This window comes from Glutamicibacter sp. 363 (assembly GCF_052379505.1).
Classification (GTDB): Bacteria; Actinomycetota; Actinomycetes; order Actinomycetales; family Micrococcaceae; genus Glutamicibacter.
In genome coordinates this window covers 1-21,531 of the sequence record NZ_JBQSYR010000035.1, presented here as the reverse complement: position 1 = coordinate 21,531, position 21,531 = coordinate 1, and the positions used below count along the sequence as shown (strand labels likewise).

Below are 21,531 nucleotides of genomic sequence, written 5' to 3'. Positions count from 1 at the left end.
TTTAATGCAGCAGTTACGGTGGCGGATTAGCGCGCCGGTTCCAAGGTCTTGGCGTAGACGGTCTCGCCGAGGCCATTGCGCAGCGACACGGTGAATCGCTCGGACTCATCGAGGTCGACATGGCCGAAGAACTGGCCCTTGCCGTCGCGCGGCGACTGGTTGGTGGTGCCGGCGAGCGCGAATTCCACCTTGGGTCCGAAGGTCCCGTCCATCTTGTTCGGGCCGAAGGATCCTGCGTTGACCGGACCGGCCACGAATTCCCAGAACTCGTTGAAGTCGCCGAAGGCGGCGCGTTCCGGGGAATAGTGGTGGGCCGCGCAGTAGTGCACGTCCGCGGTCAAGAAGACCACGTTTTTCACACCGCGGTCCTTGATCGCTTTGAGCAGCCTGGCCAGCTCCAGCTCGCGGCCCAGCGGTGCGCCGTGCTCGGCATTGGCGATCGATTCCTGAGCCTTGCCGTCCGGAACGATGACGCCCAGCGGCAGGTCGTTGAGGATCACCTTCCAGGTGGCCTTCGACTTCTGCAGGCCCTCAACGAGCCAGTTCAGCTGTTCCTCGCCGAGGGTCGTGGTCTCTTCGGATTCCAGTCCGGCGGTATTCTCCGACTTGTGGCTGCGCATGTCCAAGGCGAAGAGGTCAAGGGCCGGTCCGCGGGAGATCTTGCGGTAGATCCGGGCGGGCTCGAACCCGGTGCCGCCGCGCATGGCACGCGGATCGGCGATGGGCTGGTATTCCTGCCAGGCACGGCGACCGCGGGCGGCGAGGGTGTTGACATCCCGCACGGTGTATCGCTCGTCCTCGATTGTCTCCCCGGCCCACCAATTGTTGTGGGTCTCATGGTCATCCCACTGCGCGATAACCGGAACCTCGGAGTACATGGCGCGAACATTTGCATCCATGTGGTTATAGCGGTGCCGGCCACGGAATTCCGCCAGGGTTTCGGCGACCTTCGAGACCTCCTCGGTAACCAGGTTGCGCCAGATCTGGCCGTCTGGCTCCACAACTTCGGCCGCGATCGGGCCGTCCGCGTAGATGGTGTCACCGCTGTGCACGAAAAAGTCAGGCTTGGTCGCGTGCATGGACGCGTAGGCCCGCATGCCGCCGATTTCCTCGTTGATGCCCCAGCCTTGGCCTGCCGTATCGCCAGACCAGACGAAGCTTTGCGCCATCGATGCGCTGTGGTTCCGGCGGCCGGTGAGCGAAGGCGCGGTGAGGAAGGAACCGGTGTTGGTTTCTCCCAGGGTCCCGTTCTCGTCCTCGAAACCGATGGTCACCGCGAAGCGGGTGCCCGCCGGCAGGTTGGATGCGGAAATCTTGGCGGTGAAGTCGGTATCGGAGTTCGCCTGCGCACCGCGCAGGGTTCGTTCGAATGACCCGCGGCCGCGAATAATCTCTCCGGCCTCGTCGATGGCACGCAGTTGCGCCCGCAGCCGGCCTTCACCGGTGGCGCGAGCCCAAAGCACCGCGTTGTTGGTGGAGACATCTCCCATCGAGAAGCCATTGGTGAGACCTAGCCGCGAACGGAGCAGGCGCGGACTATTTGCGGCCAGTGCCGAGCCTGCCGGGGAAATGAGCGTCAGGGCACCGGCGCCCAAGGCGCCAGTGAGCAGATTGCGCCGTGAAATTTGTGTCATGATCACCAGTATTTCGCGGCGAGTTAGCCGAATGGTGTCAGCTGCGTGAACAGCTCACGAAACACAGCGCTACGGTCCGCCTGCATCTTCTCAGAGCCAGTGGAACCCCTTCCGCGATTACCTCGCCAGGTAGCGGTGCTCGGGGCGTCCCCTGGTCCCATAGCCCAGCTGCAGGTCAAGCATCTCGCTGGCAACCAACGACGCGAGGTAGCGTTGGGCAGTCGCCCGTGCGACACCCACGGCTTCGGCAACCTCGGCCACGCTCAGCGGTTCGCTGGAAGCTTTGACGCAGGCCATGACCGCCTGCTCGGTGGGCGCCGCATTAGCGGCAGCTGGCGCATCATCGATCCCCTGCAAGGTCCGATACAGCCGATCCACGCTTTGCTGGTCGAGGTCGGTTGCCGCCGCCAACTGCCGGCGGTACCGAGCCCACCCCTTGAGCTTTGCCGCGAGCGTCTTGGCTCCGAAGGGCTTGATAATGAAAGCCAGGGCGCCAGCTTGAAGAGCCGCGGCAACATTGGCCGGTTCGGTGGCGGCAGAAATCATGATCGAGTCGACTTCGATTTCACGCAGCAATTCGATGCCGCTGACATGCGGCAGATAGAGGTCCAACAGCACCAGATCCGGTTGCAGTGACGCGACAAGTTTGGGTACGGTGCGTGGGTCTTGCACCGGTTCCAGGGCTTGGAATCCGGGGATCTCATTGACCATGTCCGCGTGCAATTGCCCGACGCGAAAGTCATCGTCAACGATCAATACCCGGTAGTCCCCCACGGCATTCTGTGTCATTTTCGCTCCCTTGTTCATGAGAAGTTCCTCGGTTCACTCAGTACCGCTGGCAGCCGGGCGGCGATCACGGCCCCGCCTTGCTCCCCGCCGGCGTCGGCAATCCACACGTCACCGCTGCGCGAACGGGCCAACCGGCGAATCAGCGGCAGCCCCACACCGGAGCCGTGCCCCTCCCCGAGCGAGGACCCGGTGCTCACTCCCGGGGCGAAGATATCTTCCTCGGTGCTGATCCCCGGCCCCGAATCGGCGACCGCAAGATGCAAAGTGCTCCCCTCGGAGAGCAGATCCACCTCAACCCACGGATCCTTGCTTCCGCACAGGCTCGCGGTGAAGGCGTTGTCCAACAGGTTGCCCAGCACCGCGGTGACGTCCTGGGCGTCGCTGGCCGAGGCGATCTGTTCGAAGAGCATGGATTGCGCAGAGACCCGCAGCTCGATGCCCAGCTCGTGGGCGCGCACCCCCTTGGCCGAAAGGAATGCGGAAAGGTAAGCGTCTTTGACCAATTCCAGGCCACCGACCGGTGCAATGACCGGGCCGGCATCCATCACTTCACGCAGATACTCCTCGGCCTGATCGGTTTTGCCCAAGGTAATCAGTCCGAGGACCGCGTGCATCCGGTTGGCGAACTCGTGGCGCTGGGCGCGCAGCGCGTCGGCCATATCCTGCACGGCATCCAGTTTGGTGCCGAGCGCTTCGACGGTGCTGACGTCGTGGAGCAAGACAACCTGGCCAAGATCCACCCCGTCGCGCACCACATCCGAGACGCGGGCAACGATCGCATTCGAGTTGGCTTCCAGCCTGATAGGAGCCGGTTCATGGTCTTTAATTGCCTTCACCAAACGCGGGTCGAGATCTGCCGACTCGTAGTGCCGGCCGATGATGTCCGCCAGCTCGGTGCGGTGCGGCAGTCCAAGCAATTGGCGTGCGGCCTTATTGCGCACGGTCACCGTGCCGTCCGTCCCCAGTCCGATCACGCCCTCGCTCACCCCGTACAGCACCGCTTGCTGATCACGCACTAGTTGAGCGATTTCCGCGGGCTCCAACCCCAGGGTCTGGCGCTTGAGGGTGCGCACGGTGAAGCGTCCGGCCAGGGTTGCCAGCAGCGCGGCAAGCACCGCGAACAGCACGATCCAGCCGAAGGAGGCAACCAGTGCACCGGTCAGCGACTCGGTGGCCACGCCCACCGACACCTCGCCGATAACCCGTCCGTCGACGGACCGGATGGGCACCTTGGCGCGCACCGATTCCCCGAGAGTGCCATGCTCGCGGGCAATGTCTTCCACGCCGCTTAACGCCACCGGATCGGTGGAGACCAGCTTTCCCAGCTCGTCCGGGTTCGGGTGGCTCAGTCGCAGGCCGCGGTCCTCGGTGATCACCACAAAGGTCGCCTGGCTTCCTTCACGCACGGCCTCAGCCAGTTCTTGCAGCCTTCCGTTGCGCAGCTCTTCGAGATCCAGCTCATCTTGCTGCGCATAGTCCGTCACCTCGCGCACCACCTCCGGCAAGGCGGCGACCGAACGCGCAATCCCCAGGGAGGTGTCTTCGCCCTGGTCGAAGACCCTGTTGTAGCTCACCAGCAGGGTCGCGGTTGTCACCAGCGCGAAAAGCACGCCGAGCACCACGAACTGCGGACGCATGATCCGCGAGGCAAAGTGCAAGGTGGCTGTGGAATGCGGCATCTGTCCAGCATAAACCGTCCGTGATTTTAATGAGCAAAAAGATTGCAAAAACCTAAAGGGATCAGAAAACGAACAACCCCGGATACGTGAGCGCCGCCACGTAACTTGGATAAGTGCCCGCACCCCTGCTGGCATCATCACTTGCCACACACTTCAGGAGGTCGGCGCAATGCTAGTTGCTCTCGGATTCCTCATGATCATCACCTTCATGGCGCTGATTATGACCAAAAAAATGACGCCGCTCTTGGCGCTCATCCTCGTTCCCACCATCTTCGGCCTGTTCACCGGCGCCGGCTTTGGCCTCGGCGAGATGATCATGGACGCGATCAAGTCAATGTCGGGCACCGCCGCCCTGCTCATGTTCGCCATCATGTACTTCGGCATCATGATCGACGTGGGCCTGTTCGACCGGCTGGTTTCGGGAATCCAGAAGCTCGTGGGCAACGACCCGGCGAAGGTCGTCATCGGCACCGCGCTGCTGACCGCCATCATCTCGCTGGATGGCGACGGCTCCACCACCTTCATCGTGGTCACCGCCGCCCTGCTGCCCATCTACCAGCGCCTGGGCATGAGCCCGGTCGTGTTGACCTGTGTGGCCGGGCTGACCAACGGCACGCTGAACATCGTGCCGTGGGGCGGTCCAACCGCTCGCGCCGCGGCCGCCTTGGGCGTGGACGCGGCAGACATCTTCGTGCCGATGCTCCCATCGCTGGGCGTCGCGCTGATCGTGATTGCCATCTTCGCCTGGCAGCTGGGGCTCTCCGAGCGCCGCCGGCTGCAGAAGGATCGTCCCGAACTGTGGGGCACCGGCTTCGGAGGCGGAAACCTGGGCGGCGGCAAGCCCCAGGACGGCACCTCGCCTTCGGGCTCCTCGGTGGCAGTCCTTGAATCCGTGGCCCGCAAGGGGGACGGTTCGGAAGCCGCGACCATGGACGGCACCGTGCTCGATCCGCACCGCGAGACCCTGCGCCCGAAGATGTTCTACTTCAACCTGGCGCTCACCGTGGCCATCATGGTGCTGCTCATCGTCGACGTGCTGCCGCTGGCCTACCTGTTCATGGTCGGCACCGCCATCGCGCTGGTAGCCAACTTCCCGAAGGTCAGCGACCAGGTGAAGATGATCGCCGCGCACTCCAGCGAAATCATCGCGGTGGTCTCCATGGTGCTCGGCGCGGCGGTACTCACCGGCGTGCTCTCCGGAACCGGCATGGTCGACGCGATGAGCCTCTGGCTGGTCAACATCATCCCGGACTCCCTGGGCCAGTACATGGCGGTCATCACCGGCTTGATTTCGATTCCGGCCACCTTCCTGATGAGCAACGACGCCTTCTACTTCGGCATTCTTCCGGTCCTCACCGAGGCCGGCGCGCACTTCGGCGTTCCTGCGGTGGATATGGCTCGCGCCTCCATCACCGGACAGCCGGTGCACATGCAATCTCCGCTCGTCCCGGCAATCCTCTTGCTGGTCTCGCTCTCTCGTGTGGATCTGGGCGATCACCACAAGAAGGTGCTGTGGCGTGCGGCCGTGGTCAGCCTGGTCATGCTCGCTTCGGGCGTGCTCTTCGGCGCAATCCACATGGGCTAAACCCCAAGGGCCTATTGGTCCGTCGTCAGCTAAGCTCCGCGGTACTCGGCATTTTTACCGAGTACCGCGGAGCTTGGTGTTTAAGCAGTCGAATTGATCCCGAGCTATGCGCTGACAGCCCTCACGGCAAGTTGCATGAAGCCAAACACCACGATATGCCGCCGCGCTCAGAAAGACATCGATACCGTCGCGCGCTGCTCATGCACTTCGTCAGCTCTTGCCGTTCCACGACTCAATGTCCGGAATCGGCGCCGCTGGAGGTAGCCCATCCCGCCTTCGTGAGGGTAGTCAGCGTTTGGGCTGAACTCTCGTCCGCCATGGCGGCGTCACGCACCCAGCTGATTGCCAACGCGGCGAGGAAGAGATCCCGTCCGCGCACTTCAGAACGCGCAGCTCCGTCTTTCTGGGCGGCTATCAGGAACTCGTCCGTCGTGGTGATGTACCCCTGGCAGGTGATTCCCAAGGGGGAAGACTCTGTGCGGCTCGCGGCGCGGAGCGGTTCAGGCAAACCGTCGAAGGCGCCCGCCCAGTCGATCAAGGCGATAAGCCATTGCTCAAGACGATCGCCAGCGTCTCTAGTTTCCGACCGGATGGCATCACGCCGCACCTCTAGCTCTTCGTCGCGCGCGGTGAGCAGGGCTGCGAGCAACGTCTCCCGATTGGGGAAGTGGCGGTACAAGGTACCCGCGCCCACTCCAGCCTTTTTGGCAATCGCATCGAGCGACCCTGAAACCCCATGCTCGGAAAAAAAGTGCGCCGCGGTATCGAGGATGTGGTCCCTGTTTCGCTGGGCGTCAGCCCGCGGGCTCCGACCTTTCCCTGCAGCAGATGTGGACATGAATTCACCCTTACCTTGACAAAGCGGAGACGGTCTCCATATAGTTATTTCCTAAGAGGAGACTATCTCCTTTTGCCTCGCTTGTCATCTGCGCGGTGCTCTCATTCGGCAACCCAACCACCATCAAATGCTGTTAAAGGATCCTTTCATGCCCGCTTCTTCCACTCATCGAATGCTCCTGGCACTGCAGGTAGCCAATGGTTATGGGGCGCAACCCGGCGCCTGGCGCCAGCCCGGCACCGAGCCCTCGGCATACACCGACATGGACGTCTTCGACCGTTATGCTCAGGCGGCCGAACGCGGAAAGATCCAGTTGATCTTCCTTGCCGATACACCCGCTCTCGATGTGGACCTCGAGCGAGAGGCTCCGCACCACGCCATCGATCCGCTCGTGGTTCTGAGCTCAATGGCGCGGGCGACCAAACGCATCGGACTCGTCGCGACGAGTTCAACCACACTCAACGAACCGTTTACCATCGCCCGGCAGTTCAAAGCCCTCGATGTTGCCAGCCACGGCCGGGCTGGCTGGAACGCTGTGCCTACCTCGCACCCGGCCGCCGCCGCCAACTACGGCATCACCTTGCCCTCACGCGAGCAGAAATATGAGCGCGCCCACGAGGTCATCCAGATCGTCCAGGCGCTCTGGGGAAGCTGGGGGATCGACGCATGGCTACGCGATGTTGAGCACAAGAGGTTCGCCGACATGTCCCAGATCCAGCCAGTGAACCTGCAAGGCCGCTACGTCGCCTCCGCCGGCCCCCTGGCGATTCCACCCTCCGAACAGGGACAGCCGGTAGTCTTTCAAGCCGGTGGTGGCGGAAATGGCCTCGAGATCGCCGGCCGCTACGCGAGTGGCGTATACGCGAATCCGTTCACCATCGAAGAAGGCCGCGCACACCGCAACGCCCTGCGTTCGGCAGCCGAACGGGCAGGCAGGAACCCGGACGAAGTGAAACTTTTCGCCGGATTCATGCCCAGCGTCGCCGCATCCCGACGGGCAGCCCTTGACCGCCGGCAAAGCCTGGACGAATCGGTTGACCTCAATCAACGAGTCCGGTATCTGGGCTCCATGCTCGGTCTGGCGCTTACCCCCGCTCAGCTCGATGAGCCCCTGACCGCACAACAAAAATCTTCGGCGCGCGCCAATCCGGGCGACCCGCGGGCACCGCATGCGCTCGAGCTGGCCCGGGAAGGGTGGACCCTGCGTGACGTGCTGGCGCACGGCGTCATCGACTACCACCCCGTCGTGCCCGGCACGGCCGCCGAGGTTGCCGACCATATGCAGCAATGGTTCGAAGCCGGCGCGTGCGACGGGTTCTCTCTGGCCATTGACGTATACGCGGACGGGATCGATGCGTTCGTCGACGAAGTCATCCCACTGCTGCAAGAACGGGGCCTGTTCCACAACGACTACGAAGGCACCACCCTGCGCGACCACCTCGGCGCCCCGGAACAGTACGGCCAGGATCCGCGCCTTTCCTGATTCCCGCTCCAGCACCTTCACGCACTCACCATTTAAGAAAGCACAAACATGCCCACTTTGAACTCTTCCACGACAGCCCATCCGCCCAATGACCACCAAGGAGATCGGCTCGCACCGGGAAGCGCCCTGGTGATCGGCCTGCTGATGGGGTCCACCTTCCTCGTGCTCCTGAACGAAATGCTGCTGGGAGTCGCGCTGCCCACCCTGATCGCCGACCTGGAAATCACCCCCTCGACAGGGCAGTGGCTGACGACGGGCTATCTGCTGACGCTGGCAGTGCTGATCCCCGCGACCGGGTTCGTCATGCGCCGCTTCCACATGCGCACGATCTTCCTCACCGCTATGGCACTGTTCATCATCGGAACCGCCGTCGCGGCCGCTGCACCGGGATTCGGCGTCCTGTTCACCGGTCGCATCATCCAAGCGGTGGGAACCGCCGTCTTCGTACCGCTGCTTATGACCACCGCCATGCGGCTGGTTCCTGAAGCACGCCGTGGCAGCGTCATGGCACTGGTCACCGCGGTGCCCGCGATTGCGCCTGCCCTCGGCCCAGGAATCTCCGGACTCGTACTTTCGGTCCTGCCGTGGCGGTGGCTGTTCATCCTCGTCTTGCCCATCGCCGTGATCGCGCTCATCCTGGGAGCCGTCAAGCTCAAGAACATCACAACACCGGAACACGCGACTCTTGACGTGCTCTCCCTCGCCCTATCCGCTCTCGGCTTCGGCGCCTTGATCTTCGGCCTTTCCTCAATCGGAGAGTCCGCTTCCGGCCACGCGCCCATCTCGCCCGCCATCCCCATCACGGTCGGCGTCCTGGGCGTCGCCGCATTCGCCTTCCGCCAGGCAGCCCTCCGCCGGCGAAACCGCGACCCGTTCCTGGACATGCGCGTTTTCCAGTCGAAGTCGTTCGTCGTGCCGCTGCTGGTCATGGTGTTCATCGCGCTGAACGCCTTCGGCATCGGCTTGGTCCTCCCCCTCGTCCTCACCGGGGCGTTGGGATTGGGCACATTGGCCATCGGGCTCTTCCTCGTCCCGGGCGGCGCCGTGATCGCGCTCGTTTCCGCAGCGGGCGGGCGGATCTACGATCGTTTCGGACCACGGCCACTGGTCATCCCCGGCGGAGTTATCTGGGCAGCGAGCATCTGGTTCCTCAGCACACTCAATGAGCGCAACAGCGTCTGGTTGTACCTCGCCGCCTACCTTGTCCTCTCTGCATCCCAGGCGATGATGTGGGCTCCGATAACCACCTTGGCCCTATCGTCTTTGCGCCCCGAGCTCTACCCGTACGGGAGCGCAGCGTTCACCACCGCGCAGCAACTTGCCGGTGCCGCTGGTGGCGCGGTTCTCGTGGCCATGTACACGATCGGTGCAAACGCGGCACAGGCCGGAGCCTTGACCGTTTCGCAAACCGTCGCCGCAGGACAAACGGCGTTCACCACGGCCGGTGTCATTGCGATCTTGGCCGTCATCGGCACCTTGCTTCTCGGAAAGCGCCGCCACCCCGCCCCACTGACCGGCTCCACAACCGATAAATAACCGTAGCGTCAACTATCGCCGAGATCATCGGATCAATCCCTCGACCAAGCAGTAGCATCAGCTGGCCGCGCCGCGCACAACGGCAAAGCCAGCTGTTGTCGCACGCCAATTGCGCAACGAAATCCTACTGGTAAACCGCTGTCGGCTGAACGAGGAAAATGACAAAATTCTCTGTTTAAGGATGTTTATTCCAAAAGCTCTCCGACGCCGCGAAGGTTTACTTCACCGAGTCTGACTATGTGCAGGTATTGATCCGGTGCTTCTTGTTCAGCGGTATCCCGACTGCAATATAGGGCCGTGGGCTGTGGAGACTCCATGATCCCGAAGACTGGATTTCCATCGGCATCCTCATCGTACGGTAACAAAGTGGTATGCATGAGATACAGAACTCTGACTCCTGCCAGGTCACTGCTCTCAGCATCCTGCACCTTTCGTGCTTCCCAGCTGACTTCAGTGACTTGGTAATTTTCTTGAATCGCAAAGCATTCACGCTCACTGGCCACGACCGCGATTATTGGCTCTATGTATTCTAGATCCGCAAACGGGCTGGGTTGATTACCGTAGACAACGTAGACCATCGGTTTCTCTGAAGATTTGGATTCAAGTAGAATCTTGATTTTTGTCAGCATGTTGCTTACGGACGGCATGAAGCCCCCCTTCTGTACGGGAGCATAGGCACCAGCATAGTAAGTCTTGCCGTTGCAGACTATAGTCCAGAGAGTGCGGCCTGACCAGGCGGTTTTTTCACAGATTTACATGACAGTGCGTGATTTGTCTGTTCGAAGACGGCAGGGCAATAGGTGCCGTTATGGCTACCGGCTTTTATCTTTTTGGCTGGCTGGCTAATTTCAGGGCCACCCTTGTCCCACCAGGCCAACCGCTTAAATCGTGCCTGCGAAGAATGTTTGATCGCAGTGACTTTCTTGGTGCAATAGGTAGTGGATTTGAAGCCACCCGTCCCGTAATTCGGCTGTTGCTTAACCACTTGCTAGATGCGTCTTGGTAGCAATTCGAGGACGCAAATAAGCCTTCACGATTCGGCACTGCCCACTCTTCATTCAAGCTACCTCGCCATTCAAGCTTGCTTAGCCGAAACCTTAAATCACGCGTACCAAGGTGGACGGTAATCAAAAGGAGGGTCCTCGCCCACTCGGCCGTCGATCGCTTCTCGCAGCAAGTCCGCGTGCCCGGTATGCCGGCCGTATTCTTCGATCACATCGCAGATTATTCGTCGTACGCTTGCGTGTTTCCCCTCGTATTCCAAGGCAGAGGGCGCATCGAGTTCACCCGCGGCAACTACCTGAGCCTGAACCTCCCTGCTCTTTAGCACTGCCTTGTCATAGCGCGTATAAAGTGCTTCCGGATTCTCTTCGGCGTTCACCGCGAAATGGTCGCGCCCCTCGGCAGAGAATTCAAGCACGATCTCCGGGCGTCCGCGGCCGATCAAGTAGGCAAAATTTTCGTCTTCGACCACCGCCAGATGCTGCAGCAGTCCACCGAGGCTCAGCTCGCTGCTCGGCAGCCTCGCCGCCAACTGCCCGATGTCCAGGCCGTCGGCCTTATACCTGAAGGTGGTGCGCAACCGGTCGAGCATGCTGAGCAGGTGCGCTTCCTCGGTGCCGTCCATTGGCGGCTCCCAGGGAGGGAAGTTTTCCATGGTGTACTCCTGTGCAGGATATGTGAGTTGGCGTACCAAACTGGTTTCGCCGGCCCATGAATTGAATAATTAGAAGTATGCCCCTAACCGCCACAGCTTTGGAAGCCCCGCACTGGATGCAACGTGCCGCCGCGCATGAGGTCCGCGCGAGAGCTTTTGGCGAACCATTTGTCCAGCGCAGGATGACCGGGGCCAAACATCCCATCGAGGATTTCCTTTTCACCTACTACACGCAGAAACCCGGCCAGCTCTATCGTTGGCACCCGGGCGTCGGCGTGGTGCTGCTTGGCGAGCAGGCCCGAGAACGTGAAGATTGGAAGTTCTACCGCAGCACGGAAACCCCGGCAGGACCGGGGGTAGAACTCGATATTGAGAAATTCTCCGAGTCACGGGCCAGGGTGATCGAATTCGCCCGCATCCTGCTGCGCAATACGGCACAGAAGCCGGCCAATTTCTCCTGCTTCGGATTGCATGAATGGGCGATGGCCTACAAATCCGAGGTCAACGGGATACGCCACGAATACCTGCCGCTTCGCCTCGGCGCGACGGGCACGGACGAGGTCGTAGAAAACCACAAGATCCGTTGCACGCACTTTGATGCCTTCCGCTTCTACACTCCGGAGGCGGTGCCGCTCAACGAGTTGCAGCCAACCCGTGAGACGCAACGCGACCTGGAACAGCCCGGCTGCCTGCATGGAAATATGGACCTGTATAAATGGGCCTATAAGTTGAGCCCTGCGGTTCCCAGCGCTCTGGTCATGGACTGCTTCGAACTGGCCTGGGATATCCGCACCATGGACATGCAGGCTTCCCCCTACGACCTTGGGGATTGGGGCCAAGAGCCGATCCAAATCGAGACTCCCGAGGGCAAAGCGCAATATGTTCGGCTGCAAAAGGAGTTCGCCCTGCGGGCGGAGAAGCTGCGGATGGAACTATTGCAGGTGGTGCTCAGCCTGCCAATTGCCTCGGAACGCTAGCGTGTTGGGCTAAAAGGGAAGCACAATTGGTTCATGGGACGACTGAAGAATCGGAAGGCGCACACGGGTCTGGTTTTCGTAGCTCCGCTACTGGCCGGGCTGCTGCTCGCTGGTTGCGCCAGTTCGGCTCCCACCGCGGGCACCTCACCCGTTGGCGCTGACGCAGAGCTCAAGATCAGCATCAGCTTCGAGGGGAAGTCCGTCGACAGCGAATACCATCTATCCTGCCGCGGCGCCCAGGCCGCTGATTCTAGTACGCTGCCCGAGTCGAATGCCGCCTGTGCCTTATTGGCCAAGAATCCCGAAGTGCTCACCCCGCAACGCTCGCCGCAGCAAAGCTGCACCGAGATCTATGGCGGGCCCGCGACGGCAAGGATCAGCGGAAAATTAGGTGGGAAGCAAGTCGATACAAGCTTTGACCGCCATAATGGCTGCGCGATTAGCGAATGGGATGCATTGGCCCCGCTGCTGGGCGAGGGCATGAAATAACCCGCTATATCCTCCTCTAGATGCCACCACGGATAGCTCCAGCGACTAGAATAGGAAGACTATGGAGTTCTTCCTGCTGATCATCGCGCTGCTGTTCGCCACTATTTTGATTGTCGGGCTGGGTGAGCGCATCAAGCTCCCCTATCCAATCCTGATGCTCATCCTTGCCACGTTGGCTGGTTTCCTCCCGTTCATGCCTGAACTGCATATCGATCCAGCGTTGATCCTGCCCATCTTCCTGCCGCCGCTGCTCTTTGCCACCGCGCAGCGCAGCTCCTGGTCGGTGTTCCGGCTGCGCTGGAAAGCGCTGATCCGCCTCGCGGTGGTGCTGATCGTGGTAACCGCCGGCGCGGTGGCGGCAACCTCGCTGGCCTTCGCCCCCTTCCTGTCGGTTCCCTTGGCGATCGCCCTCGGCGCCATCGTCGCCCCGCCGGACCCGGTAGCGGTGGATGCGATTGCGACGAAGGTGAAAATGCCGCGGCGGCTCACCTCCCTGCTGGAGACCGAGGGGCTGTTCAATGACGCGATGGCCATCGTGCTCTTCCAGCTTGCGGTCACCGCCACGCTTAACGGCACCGAGGTCGGCTTGGACCTCATTCCGAAATTCTTGATCGGCGCGGCGGTGGCCATCATCGTGGGCATCGCCATGGCCTGGGTTGTCGGTTGGCTGAACCGCTTCGTGCCTAATCTGGCGGCGCGCTGCGCGGCAACCTTGGTGGCACCCTACGCCGTCTACATGCTGGCCGAGGAAGTCCATGCCTCCGGCGTGGTCGCGGTCGTGGTGCTGGCCCTGGAGCTGGGACGCCGCGACCGTCCGCAGGACTCGCAAGAACGGTTGACCCGGCACGCCTTCTGGGAAGTGCTCGAAATGCTGGCCACCGGTCTGGCCTTTGGCCTCATGGGCCTGGAGATGAACTCGGTCATCCAGGAAGAGGGCAGCAACCTGCTCGGGTTCATTCCCGGCATCCTTGCCATCTGTGTCGTAGTGATCCTGGTTCGGACGCTCTGGATGTTCGGCACCTACTATCTGCCAAATGCCCGGCGCGGGATGGAGAAGGTCTCCGCGGCCAAGGATTCGCTGGTGCTCACCTGGTGCGGCATGCGCGGACTGGCCACCCTTGCTCTCGCCTTGGCCCTGCCGAAGTTCACCGCGGAAGGCACCCCCATCGAGGGAAGGAACTTCGTGGTGGTCGCCGCCTGCTCCGTACTGCTCGCCACCCTCGTAGTCCCGGGGCTGACGCTGCCGATGCTGATGCGGGCGCTCAAGCTGCGCGGCAATGACCAGGCCACCAAAAAGGCCCGCCGCGCGCTCGCTCGCCGGGCCGAAGAAGTTGCGGTGCAGACCCTGAAGAAGAATCTTGAGCTGCAGCAGCTGCCGGAGAACTACCGCCATGTGGTCACCCGACGCATGCACGACCTGCACAACATCTTGCTGACCGATCCGGATACGCATGACGCGATCACCGATGAAAAATACACCCAGCTGCGCGCGGTGATCACCAAGGCCGACGCGATTCAGTCCACGGCGCTGGCGGCGGCCCGCGACGAGTTGCTCCGCGCCCGGCGCGAACCCGGGGTTGATCCGCATATGGTTGACCAGATCATGCAGCGCCTTGATATGCGCACGGCCACCTTGGACCGCTAGCACGCAAAAGGGTGGCCGTAACCTGTTAATGGTTCCGGCCACCCTAGTGCGTCTCTATACGCGTTTAGACTGCGGCGCGTTCGAGACGAACAATCACCTCGTAGTGATTGGTCTGCGGGAACATGTCCATCACCCGGGCCTGCTTAGCGGTGAACTTGTCTAGCCGTGCAAGATCCCGGGCCAGCGAAACCGAATTGCAGCTGGAGTACACCACATGCTGCACGGTCGAATCGTTGAGCCACTGTGCCAGCTCGGCCGAGATGCCCCGACGCGGCGGATTGACGATGACCGCTTCCGGCGCCTGCCCGGCGGATAGCGCGAAGTCGGTGGCGTCCATTGCGGTGAACGTCGTGTTCTCCAAGCCCATCTCCTCCACCGCGACCTGCGCCGCAGCCACCGCCTCGGTGCTGGTTTCGATTCCCTGCACCCGACGCCCGCCTTCGGCGCAGTGCAGCGCGAAGCCGCCTACCCCGCTGTACAGGTCCCAGAGGCTGGCAGGATTTGCATCGGTGATCCACTGGCGAGCCTGGCGGTACAGCGCGGCGGCAATCTCGGTGTTCGTCTGGAAGAACCCCTGCGGACGCAGGTGCATCGGCACGCCGTTCAGTCCGAATTCCAAGGTGGTGCGGCGGGTGAGGATGATTTCTTCTTCACCCTCCAAGACGGCCTTGTGCTCGGGCAGGAAGTTCACCGAAACCACGCTGTGGCGCGGGAGCAGCTCGAGGAATTGAGGCAGTGAATCGCGAAGAGCCACGAAGTGCTTCTTAGTGCGCAGCACCCAGCGCACCATGACCGCTCCGGTGTCCGAAAGAGTGAGGATGACGTGCTTGAGCTGCCCCTTGCCCTTGGGCACGTCATAGGGGATGAGCTTCAGTTCCTTGATGAAGCGCTCGATCACCGGGAACAGCGCGCGCAGTTCGGGAGCGCAAACCCCACAGTTGCGCAGGTCTACGCCGTGGCCGTCGGCGTCGAGAATTCCGATGGTCGGATTCTCGGTGGTTCCGGAGATCACCATTTTCGCCTTATTGCGGAAGCCCGATTCTGAGCTGGCTTGCGGCGGCAAGAATTGCAGGTCTGGGAACTGCGCGAGCGCGGTGGCGCAGTGGTCGGCTTTGGCCTGGAGCTGGTCAACGTACGGCACCGTCATTTGGGTGCATGAACGGCAACGTCCGGCGGAGAAGTAAAGGCATTCCATGGTGTCTCCAATTTTAGCGAAGAAGCCTGCGCCTGGGGCGCAAAGAGATTTCGGCGGTTATTGACCGCAAATTTTCAGCTTTCCCCGATATGCTCACTAGCAGATCGACATTCGGCAGGAACTTCACCGCTACCGGAAAACCGCGGATCATTGAAAGGAAAGATGGCACTTCGACACGGGCATTCCACGCAACGACGTGGCTACGCATTGCTAGCGCTCCCCTTGGCCGCCGTACTTGGAGCTTGCAGCAGTTGCGCTTCTTCAGTCCCCCAAGCAGACCCCGTGCCCTCGGCCGCCTCTTCCACTAGCCCGCCAAATTTGCCGGTGCAAAGTCCGGCTGCTGCCCCCTCCAGCACGCAGAGCAAGCCATCTGCCGCCACCAGTTCCAGCACGAGCTTGGCAACCAAGCCCGCCACAAGCGCGAGCGCCAGGTCGACGTCGAATCCGGCAGCTTCCCAAGGAAGCCTTGCCCCATTGTCGAGTGCGGCCACCTCTGGATCTGCCAGCATCAAGCCGTTGACCCAAAGCGGACCGATCCATTCGACCTCAACCACCGCTCTTTTTGCGGCGGTTGCCGAAGGCGAAGTCGGCTCGGTGCGCAAAGCTTTGAAGGACGGCGCCGAGCTGGATGCCAAAGACGGACGGGGAAATACTCCGCTGATGCGCGCGGTGCTCAACCGCGATGACCAGATCGCCAAGCTGCTGCTTGCCGATGGGGCGAATCCGAACTCAAAGAACAAGTCCCAGGAATCACCGTTCCTGCGAGCCAGCGCCTTTGGCCTCGAAGACGTGCTGCGTTCGGCACTGGCCCACGGCGCCGATGTAAACAGCGTCGACCGGCTGGGCAGCACCGCCTTGTTCGTGGCTAGCGAAGCCGGACAGGTGGAATCGGTTCGTGTCCTGCTGCAGCACGATATCCCCCTGGACAAGGTCAATGATCTTGGTTGGAGCGCACTGCATGTGACCATCTCCCTGGGCCAGGGCTCGAATAATTCGCTGTCCATAGCCCGCCTGCTCTTGGCAGCCGGAGCTAATCCGCACCTGACCGATCCTTCCGGATCCGACGCCTTCGAACTTGCCGAGAAGCGCAATCAGCCGCAGATGCTCTCCGCCCTGCGCAACTCCAGCAAATAGCGGCGAGTTCTGCTACAGGGCGTCGACGTAGAACCAGGCTCCGTCTTCCCGCACGAACGAGCTGGCTTCTCGTTGGCTGTCCCGATCCTGCCCGAGGCTGTAGTGCGCCTCGAATTCCACGACTCCACGCGTCGCGGTGGCGCCGCCCGAGCGGGTTGCATGGATCTCCAGGCCCAGCCAGCGCATGTGGGCATCCAGCTCCAGTTCCTTGGGCCGGGTGGTCTCATGCCAGGTCTCAAGCAAATACCGGTGCAGCCCCAAGGCAAAGGCGCTATAGCGCGAGCGCATCAGCTCTTCTGCGGTGTCGGGCAGCGCTGACCGGTTGGTCCGTCCGTCATGAAAGGGCTGGCAGCATTGCGCGTAGCTGCGCTGCGCTGCGTCTAATTCACGGCAGGGACAGCGGGTTTCCTTGGAGTTTTGCACGTATCCAGCTTACTTGCACGCTCCGGTGACCTAGCCCACGAGCCGAATATCACACGTCTTAATCGCCGCTAAAGCGGTAGTTGCACACACCCCTGCGTTTTGCGCGTCACATACCCGGTAGACTTGTAAAGCAAGCTCGCGGAGCGCCAAATCCCCCTGGTGTGAGACGGCAACTCCGTGTGGCATTTAACTTAACCTCGCCAACAGGAGATATGCCGGATGCCCCGCATCGTTGTAGATGTCATGCTCAAGCCAGAAATCCTTGACCCTCAGGGCAAGGCCATCGCGGGAGCACTTCCCCGCCTAGGCTTCACCTCCTTCGAAGCTGTCCGCCAGGGCAAGCGCTTTGAACTCACCGTCAACGGCGAGGTGACCGAAGAAATCCTCGCCCAGGCGCGCGAAGCGGCGGAGACCCTGCTGTCGAACCCGGTCATCGAGGACGTTGTCAACGTCGAGGTAGTCGAAGACTAATGAGCACAGATCTTCCCTTGATTGGCGACTATTCGACGCCAACTTCCGAACTTTCTGGAGCGCGCATCGGCGTGGTGACCTTCCCGGGCACCCTCGATGACCGCGACGCCGCTCGTGCGGTGCGCGCAGCCGGTGCCGAAGCGGTGTCCCTGTGGCACGCCGACACCGAGCTGCAGGACGTTGACGCCGTGGTGATTCCCGGTGGCTTCTCCTACGGCGACTACCTGCGCGCCGGCGCGATCTCCCGTTTCGCACCGATGATGTCCAAGATCGTCGATGCTGCGAACTCCGAAGCCAAGCTGCCCGTGCTGGGCATTTGCAACGGTTTCCAGATCCTCACCGAGTCGCACCTGCTGCCCGGTTCGATGATCAAGAACGACCACTTGAAGTTCCTCTGCCGCGATCAGCTGCTGCGCGTGGAGAACAACCAGACCGCCTGGACCAACGGCTACGAGCCGGGCCAGGAAATCACCATCGTGCTGAAGAACCAGGACGGCCAGTACGTGGCCGACGAGAAGACCCTGGACATGCTCGAGGCCGAGAACCGCGTGGCGTTCAGCTACGTGGGCTGGAACCCGAACGGCTCGCGCCGTTCGATCGCCGGCATCTCCAATGCGGCGGGCAACGTGGTGGGCCTCATGCCTCACCCGGAGCACGCCATCGAGGCCGGTTTCGGTCCGGATCACCGCGGCACCGACGGTCTGACGTTCTTCACCAGTGTTTTGACCCACCTCGTTGGAGGCAAGAAGTGAGCCAGGAAGTGACCAAGGAATTCAATATCGACACCGTCGATAACGCGGCCGGTACCCCGAATGTGGAACTGCCGTGGGCCGAGCTGGGCCTGAAGGACAACGAGTTCGCGGAGATCGTGAAGATTCTGGGCCGCCGCCCGACCGCGGCCGAATTGGCCATGTACTCGGTGATGTGGTCCGAGCACTGCTCGTACAAGTCCACCAAGAACCACCTGCGCCAGTTCGGCGACAAGGTCACCGAAGAGATGAAGAAGGACCTGATGGTCGGCATCGGCGAAAACGCCGGCGTCACCGACCTGGGCGACGGCTGGGCCGTGACCTTCAAGATCGAATCGCACAACTCCCCCTCCTTCGTTGAACCGCACCAGGGTGCGGCTACCGGCATCGGCGGCATCGTGCGCGATATCATCTCCATGGGCGCCCGCCCGATCGCCGTGATGGACCCCTTGCGCTTCGGCGCGATCGACCACCCCGATAGCCAGCGCGTGGTGCACGGCGTGGTCTCCGGCATCGGCAGCTACGGCAACTCGCTGGGCCTGCCGAACATCGGCGGCGAAACCGTCTTCGACCCGATCTACCAGGGCAACCCGCTGGTCAACGCGCTGGCAGTCGGCGCATTGCGCCACGAAGACCTGCGCCTGGCCAACGCCTCGGGCGTGGGCAACAAGGTGGTGCTCTTCGGTGCGCGCACCGGCGGCGACGGCATCGGCGGCGCCTCGGTGCTGGCTTCCGAGTCCTTCGACGACACCAAGCCTTCCAAGCGCCCGGCCGTGCAGGTCGGTGACCCCTTCGCCGAGAAGGTGCTCATCGAATGCTGCCTGGACCTGTTCAAGGCCTCCCTGGTCGAGGGCATCCAGGACCTGGGTGCCGCCGGCATCTCCTGCGCCACTTCCGAACTCGCCTCCAACGGCGAGGGCGGCATGCGTGTCGAGCTGACCGATGTGCTGCTTCGCGACCCGACCCTGACCCCGGGCGAAATCCTGATGTCGGAGTCCCAGGAACGCATGATGGCCGTGGTCACCCCGGAGAACGTCGCGGCTTTCGAAGCCGTCATGGACAAGTACTCCGTGGAGTACTCCTGGCTCGGCGAGGTCACCGACACCAACCGCCTGATCATCACCTGGGATGGCGAAGTCATCGTGGACGTGGACCCGAAGACCGTCGCCCACGACGGCCCGGTGTACGACCGTCCGTATGCTCGCCCAAGCTGGCAGGACGCCCTGCAGGCAGATACCTTCAAGGCGTCGGAGGCCGGAGCGAACCTTCCGGCTACCGGTGACGAGCTGAAGGCTGCGCTGCTCGAGCTGATCGCCAGCCCGAATATGTGCGACAAGTCCTGGATCACCCGCCAGTACGACCGCTATGTCGGTGGCAACACCGCCCTGGCTTCCCCGGATGATGCAGGCGTGGTCCGCATCGATGAGGAAACCGGGCTTGGCGTAGCCATCGCTACCGATGCCAACGGCCGCTACACCTACCTGGACCCTTACCTGGGTGCCCAGCTGGCGCTGGCCGAGTCCTACCGCAACGTCGCCACCTCCGGCGCGATCCCTGCGGCGGTCTCGGACTGCCTGAACTACGGTTCCCCCGAGGATCCGGATGTCATGTGGCAGCTGGCCGAAGGCATCCGCGGCCTATCCGACGCCTGCAAGGTGCTCGGAGTACCGGTGACCGGCGGCAACGTCTCGCTGTACAACCAGACCGGCACCACCGCGATCCACCCAACCCCGGTCGTGGCAACCCTGGGCAAGCTGGACGACGTGGCACGCCGCACCCCATCGGGGTGGCGCGAAGAGGCAGACGGCCAGGCAATCTACCTGATCGGTGAGACCTTCGACGAGCTGGACGGCTCAGAGTTCGCCAACCTGCGCGGACACCTCGGCGGCTTGCCACCGAAGGTGGATCTGGAGGTTGAGAAGGAACTGGGCGCGATCCTGATCAACGCCAGCCGCGACGGCATGGTCGACGCGGCGCATGACCTCTCCGAGGGCGGCCTTGCGGCCGCGCTGTCGGAAATGGTCCTGCGCTACGGTGTCGGTGCCCGGGTGGCCCTGGACGACATCAAGAAGCGTGACGGTGTCGATTCATTCACCGCACTGTTCTCCGAATCGCAGTCTCGCGCACTGGTTGCGGTTCCGCGCAGCGAAGAGGTCCGCTTCAACGACATGACCGGCGCCCGCGGTGTAACCGTGGCTCGCCTGGGCATCGTCGATGCGGAATCGAATGCCCTGGAGGTGCAGGGTGAATTCACCGTGTCCGTCGAGGACCTGCGTGCCGCGCACGAAGGCACCATGGAGAAGTACTTCGGCTAAGCCTCCGCGCTAATAGCGCAATACGGCGAACAGCCCGTTTCCTCGGTGAGGAAACGGGCTGTTCGCCGTATTCATGCCGGTTCGAGGTGCTCCCCGCCAGCTCGGGACCTAGCTCTTCTAGTGATGCTTGTGCTCATCGTGCTCCTTGCGCGATGCCGACTTCTTGGCATCATGCTGGGCACGAAGGTCTTCGGCGTCATGCTGCTCGGCGGCTTTCTCCTGCTGAATCACTTGAGCGAAAAGCTTCTCCATCTCCTTGGCGACACCAGCTGCGGACGCCGGATTCTGGCCGGTGACCAGACGCTCGTCGACGACAACCTTTTCTTCGAAGTTTTCAGCCGCTTCGTGAATGGCACCTTGTTCAACCAGCCTGTCGACAAGGAGGAACGGGACGACCTTGTCCTTGCCGACTGCGACCTCTTCTTCGTTGGTGAATGCCGCGACGGTTCGCCCTTCGATGAGGCGCAATCCATTTTTCAATTCGACGTCGAGCAATCCAGCAGAACCGTGGCAAACCGCACCGACTAGTCCCCCTGCGTCGTAGACGCTGGCTACAAGTTTCTGCAGCCCTTCATGCTCAGGGAAGTCCCACATGGTCCCATGTCCACCGACCAGGTAAACGCCGTCATATTGTTCGGGGTCCACAACCTCGACTCGCGCGGTGTTGTAAAGGCCCGCCCGCGTAGCCTCATTCTGCGTGAATGCCACTTGGATCGGGTCGTCGGTATCTACCGTATCCTGCGGTGGTTGTCCGCCCTTGATCGAGGCAAAGTCTACGAAATGCCCGGAGTCCTTGAATACTTTCCATGGATGCGCGGCCTCGGCCACGTTGTATCCGGTTTTTTCTCCCGTGTCGCCGATCTCGGAAACACTGGTTAGTACCATGAGGATTTTCTTCATGACGTGCTCCTTTCACCCGATCCCCAGCCTAG

Annotated in this window: 21 protein-coding genes; 10 read left to right on the top strand and 11 right to left on the bottom strand. The window is 62.0% G+C overall.

Annotated features, from left to right (window positions below):
- Positions 1 to 26: 26 nt before the first annotated feature.
- The 3 genes from ACT3UA_RS16830 to ACT3UA_RS16820 all read right to left on the bottom strand — a co-directional run bounded on the left by ACT3UA_RS16830 (position 27) and on the right by ACT3UA_RS16820 (position 4,102).
- The gene (locus ACT3UA_RS16830; protein ID WP_444617510.1) at positions 27 to 1,634 is read right to left on the bottom strand and encodes an alkaline phosphatase D family protein; all 1,608 of its coding nucleotides are present in this window, start codon (positions 1,632 to 1,634) and stop codon (positions 27 to 29) included.
- Positions 1,635 to 1,751: 117 nt separating this feature from the next.
- Positions 1,752 to 2,423, bottom strand: coding sequence for a response regulator (locus ACT3UA_RS16825; RefSeq protein ID WP_096286013.1), 672 nt, complete (start codon positions 2,421 to 2,423; stop codon positions 1,752 to 1,754).
- Positions 2,424 to 2,437: 14 nt separating this feature from the next.
- Positions 2,438 to 4,102: a sensor histidine kinase gene (locus ACT3UA_RS16820; protein ID WP_444617508.1), complete on the bottom strand. Its 1,665-nt coding sequence runs from the start codon at positions 4,100 to 4,102 to the stop codon at positions 2,438 to 2,440.
- A 169-nt stretch (positions 4,103 to 4,271) separates the two neighbouring features.
- Between ACT3UA_RS16820 and ACT3UA_RS16815 the strand changes: the two genes are divergently transcribed.
- Positions 4,272 to 5,687, top strand: coding sequence for a CitMHS family transporter (locus ACT3UA_RS16815; protein WP_444617506.1), 1,416 nt, complete (start codon positions 4,272 to 4,274; stop codon positions 5,685 to 5,687).
- A gap of 232 nt (positions 5,688 to 5,919) precedes the next feature.
- Here the strand turns inward: ACT3UA_RS16815 and ACT3UA_RS16810 are convergent, their stop codons facing one another.
- Positions 5,920 to 6,525, bottom strand: a complete 606-nt coding sequence (locus ACT3UA_RS16810) for a TetR/AcrR family transcriptional regulator (RefSeq protein WP_444617504.1) — start codon at positions 6,523 to 6,525, stop codon at positions 5,920 to 5,922.
- Positions 6,526 to 6,673: 148 nt separating this feature from the next.
- Between ACT3UA_RS16810 and ACT3UA_RS16805 the strand changes: the two genes are divergently transcribed.
- The gene (locus ACT3UA_RS16805) at positions 6,674 to 8,008 is read left to right on the top strand and encodes an NtaA/DmoA family FMN-dependent monooxygenase (protein ID WP_444617502.1); all 1,335 of its coding nucleotides are present in this window, start codon (positions 6,674 to 6,676) and stop codon (positions 8,006 to 8,008) included.
- A 48-nt stretch (positions 8,009 to 8,056) separates the two neighbouring features.
- Positions 8,057 to 9,544: a DHA2 family efflux MFS transporter permease subunit gene (locus ACT3UA_RS16800; RefSeq protein WP_444617500.1), complete on the top strand. Its 1,488-nt coding sequence runs from the start codon at positions 8,057 to 8,059 to the stop codon at positions 9,542 to 9,544.
- 185 nt (positions 9,545 to 9,729) lie between these two features.
- Here ACT3UA_RS16800 and ACT3UA_RS16795 read toward each other — a convergent pair whose 3' ends face one another.
- The 3 genes from ACT3UA_RS16795 to ACT3UA_RS16785 form a co-directional block, all read right to left on the bottom strand.
- On the bottom strand, positions 9,730 to 10,191 hold the full coding sequence (locus ACT3UA_RS16795; protein WP_444617498.1) for a hypothetical protein: 462 nt from the start codon (positions 10,189 to 10,191) through the stop codon (positions 9,730 to 9,732).
- A gap of 59 nt (positions 10,192 to 10,250) precedes the next feature.
- Positions 10,251 to 10,529 carry a hypothetical protein gene (locus ACT3UA_RS16790; protein ID WP_444617496.1) on the bottom strand — a complete coding sequence of 93 codons (279 nt, stop codon included), beginning with the start codon at positions 10,527 to 10,529 and terminating at the stop codon, positions 10,251 to 10,253.
- Positions 10,530 to 10,646: 117 nt separating this feature from the next.
- A complete protein-coding gene (locus ACT3UA_RS16785) occupies positions 10,647 to 11,201 on the bottom strand; it encodes a mycothiol transferase (RefSeq protein WP_444617494.1) in 555 nt (184 codons plus the stop codon).
- 77 nt (positions 11,202 to 11,278) lie between these two features.
- On the opposite strand from ACT3UA_RS16785, the gene ACT3UA_RS16780 reads away from it, so the two are divergent.
- The 3 genes from ACT3UA_RS16780 to ACT3UA_RS16770 all read left to right on the top strand — a co-directional run bounded on the left by ACT3UA_RS16780 (position 11,279) and on the right by ACT3UA_RS16770 (position 14,312).
- The gene (locus tag ACT3UA_RS16780; protein ID WP_444617492.1) at positions 11,279 to 12,178 is read left to right on the top strand and encodes a 3-methyladenine DNA glycosylase; all 900 of its coding nucleotides are present in this window, start codon (positions 11,279 to 11,281) and stop codon (positions 12,176 to 12,178) included.
- A gap of 33 nt (positions 12,179 to 12,211) precedes the next feature.
- Positions 12,212 to 12,667, top strand: a complete 456-nt coding sequence (locus ACT3UA_RS16775) for a hypothetical protein (RefSeq protein WP_444617490.1) — start codon at positions 12,212 to 12,214, stop codon at positions 12,665 to 12,667.
- Positions 12,668 to 12,728: 61 nt separating this feature from the next.
- The gene (locus ACT3UA_RS16770; RefSeq protein ID WP_096285632.1) at positions 12,729 to 14,312 is read left to right on the top strand and encodes a cation:proton antiporter; all 1,584 of its coding nucleotides are present in this window, start codon (positions 12,729 to 12,731) and stop codon (positions 14,310 to 14,312) included.
- A 64-nt stretch (positions 14,313 to 14,376) separates the two neighbouring features.
- On the opposite strand, the gene rlmC is transcribed toward ACT3UA_RS16770, so the two are convergent.
- Together rlmC and ACT3UA_RS16760 are read right to left on the bottom strand one after the other, a co-directional pair.
- The gene (gene rlmC, locus ACT3UA_RS16765) at positions 14,377 to 15,507 is read right to left on the bottom strand and encodes a 23S rRNA (uracil(747)-C(5))-methyltransferase RlmC (protein WP_096285634.1); all 1,131 of its coding nucleotides are present in this window, start codon (positions 15,505 to 15,507) and stop codon (positions 14,377 to 14,379) included.
- Positions 15,508 to 15,707: 200 nt separating this feature from the next.
- A complete protein-coding gene (locus ACT3UA_RS16760) occupies positions 15,708 to 16,061 on the bottom strand; it encodes a hypothetical protein (protein WP_176484139.1) in 354 nt (117 codons plus the stop codon).
- Here ACT3UA_RS16760 and ACT3UA_RS16755 point away from each other — a divergent pair.
- Positions 15,982 to 16,641, top strand: coding sequence for an ankyrin repeat domain-containing protein (locus ACT3UA_RS16755; protein WP_444617487.1), 660 nt, complete (start codon positions 15,982 to 15,984; stop codon positions 16,639 to 16,641). The two genes, ACT3UA_RS16760 and ACT3UA_RS16755, sit on opposite strands and share 80 nt — an antisense overlap.
- A gap of 12 nt (positions 16,642 to 16,653) precedes the next feature.
- Here the strand turns inward: ACT3UA_RS16755 and ACT3UA_RS16750 are convergent, their stop codons facing one another.
- Positions 16,654 to 17,064 (bottom strand): YchJ family protein, encoded by a 411-nt coding sequence (locus ACT3UA_RS16750; RefSeq protein WP_096285638.1) that lies wholly within the window; start codon positions 17,062 to 17,064, stop codon positions 16,654 to 16,656.
- 219 nt (positions 17,065 to 17,283) lie between these two features.
- On the opposite strand from ACT3UA_RS16750, the gene purS reads away from it, so the two are divergent.
- The 3 genes from purS to purL are packed head-to-tail and all read left to right on the top strand — an operon-like array spanning position 17,284 to position 20,599.
- Positions 17,284 to 17,535: a phosphoribosylformylglycinamidine synthase subunit PurS gene (gene purS / locus ACT3UA_RS16745; protein ID WP_096285640.1), complete on the top strand. Its 252-nt coding sequence runs from the start codon at positions 17,284 to 17,286 to the stop codon at positions 17,533 to 17,535.
- Positions 17,535 to 18,287 carry a phosphoribosylformylglycinamidine synthase subunit PurQ gene (purQ, locus tag ACT3UA_RS16740; protein WP_096285643.1) on the top strand — a complete coding sequence of 251 codons (753 nt, stop codon included), beginning with the start codon at positions 17,535 to 17,537 and terminating at the stop codon, positions 18,285 to 18,287. Before purS ends, purQ begins: the two co-directional genes overlap by 1 nt.
- On the top strand, positions 18,284 to 20,599 hold the full coding sequence (gene purL / locus ACT3UA_RS16735) for a phosphoribosylformylglycinamidine synthase subunit PurL (protein WP_096285645.1): 2,316 nt from the start codon (positions 18,284 to 18,286) through the stop codon (positions 20,597 to 20,599). Before purQ ends, purL begins: the two co-directional genes overlap by 4 nt.
- A 117-nt stretch (positions 20,600 to 20,716) precedes the next feature.
- Here purL and ACT3UA_RS16730 read toward each other — a convergent pair whose 3' ends face one another.
- Positions 20,717 to 21,499: a type 1 glutamine amidotransferase domain-containing protein gene (locus tag ACT3UA_RS16730; RefSeq protein WP_096285647.1), complete on the bottom strand. Its 783-nt coding sequence runs from the start codon at positions 21,497 to 21,499 to the stop codon at positions 20,717 to 20,719.
- Positions 21,500 to 21,531: the final 32 nt, after the last annotated feature.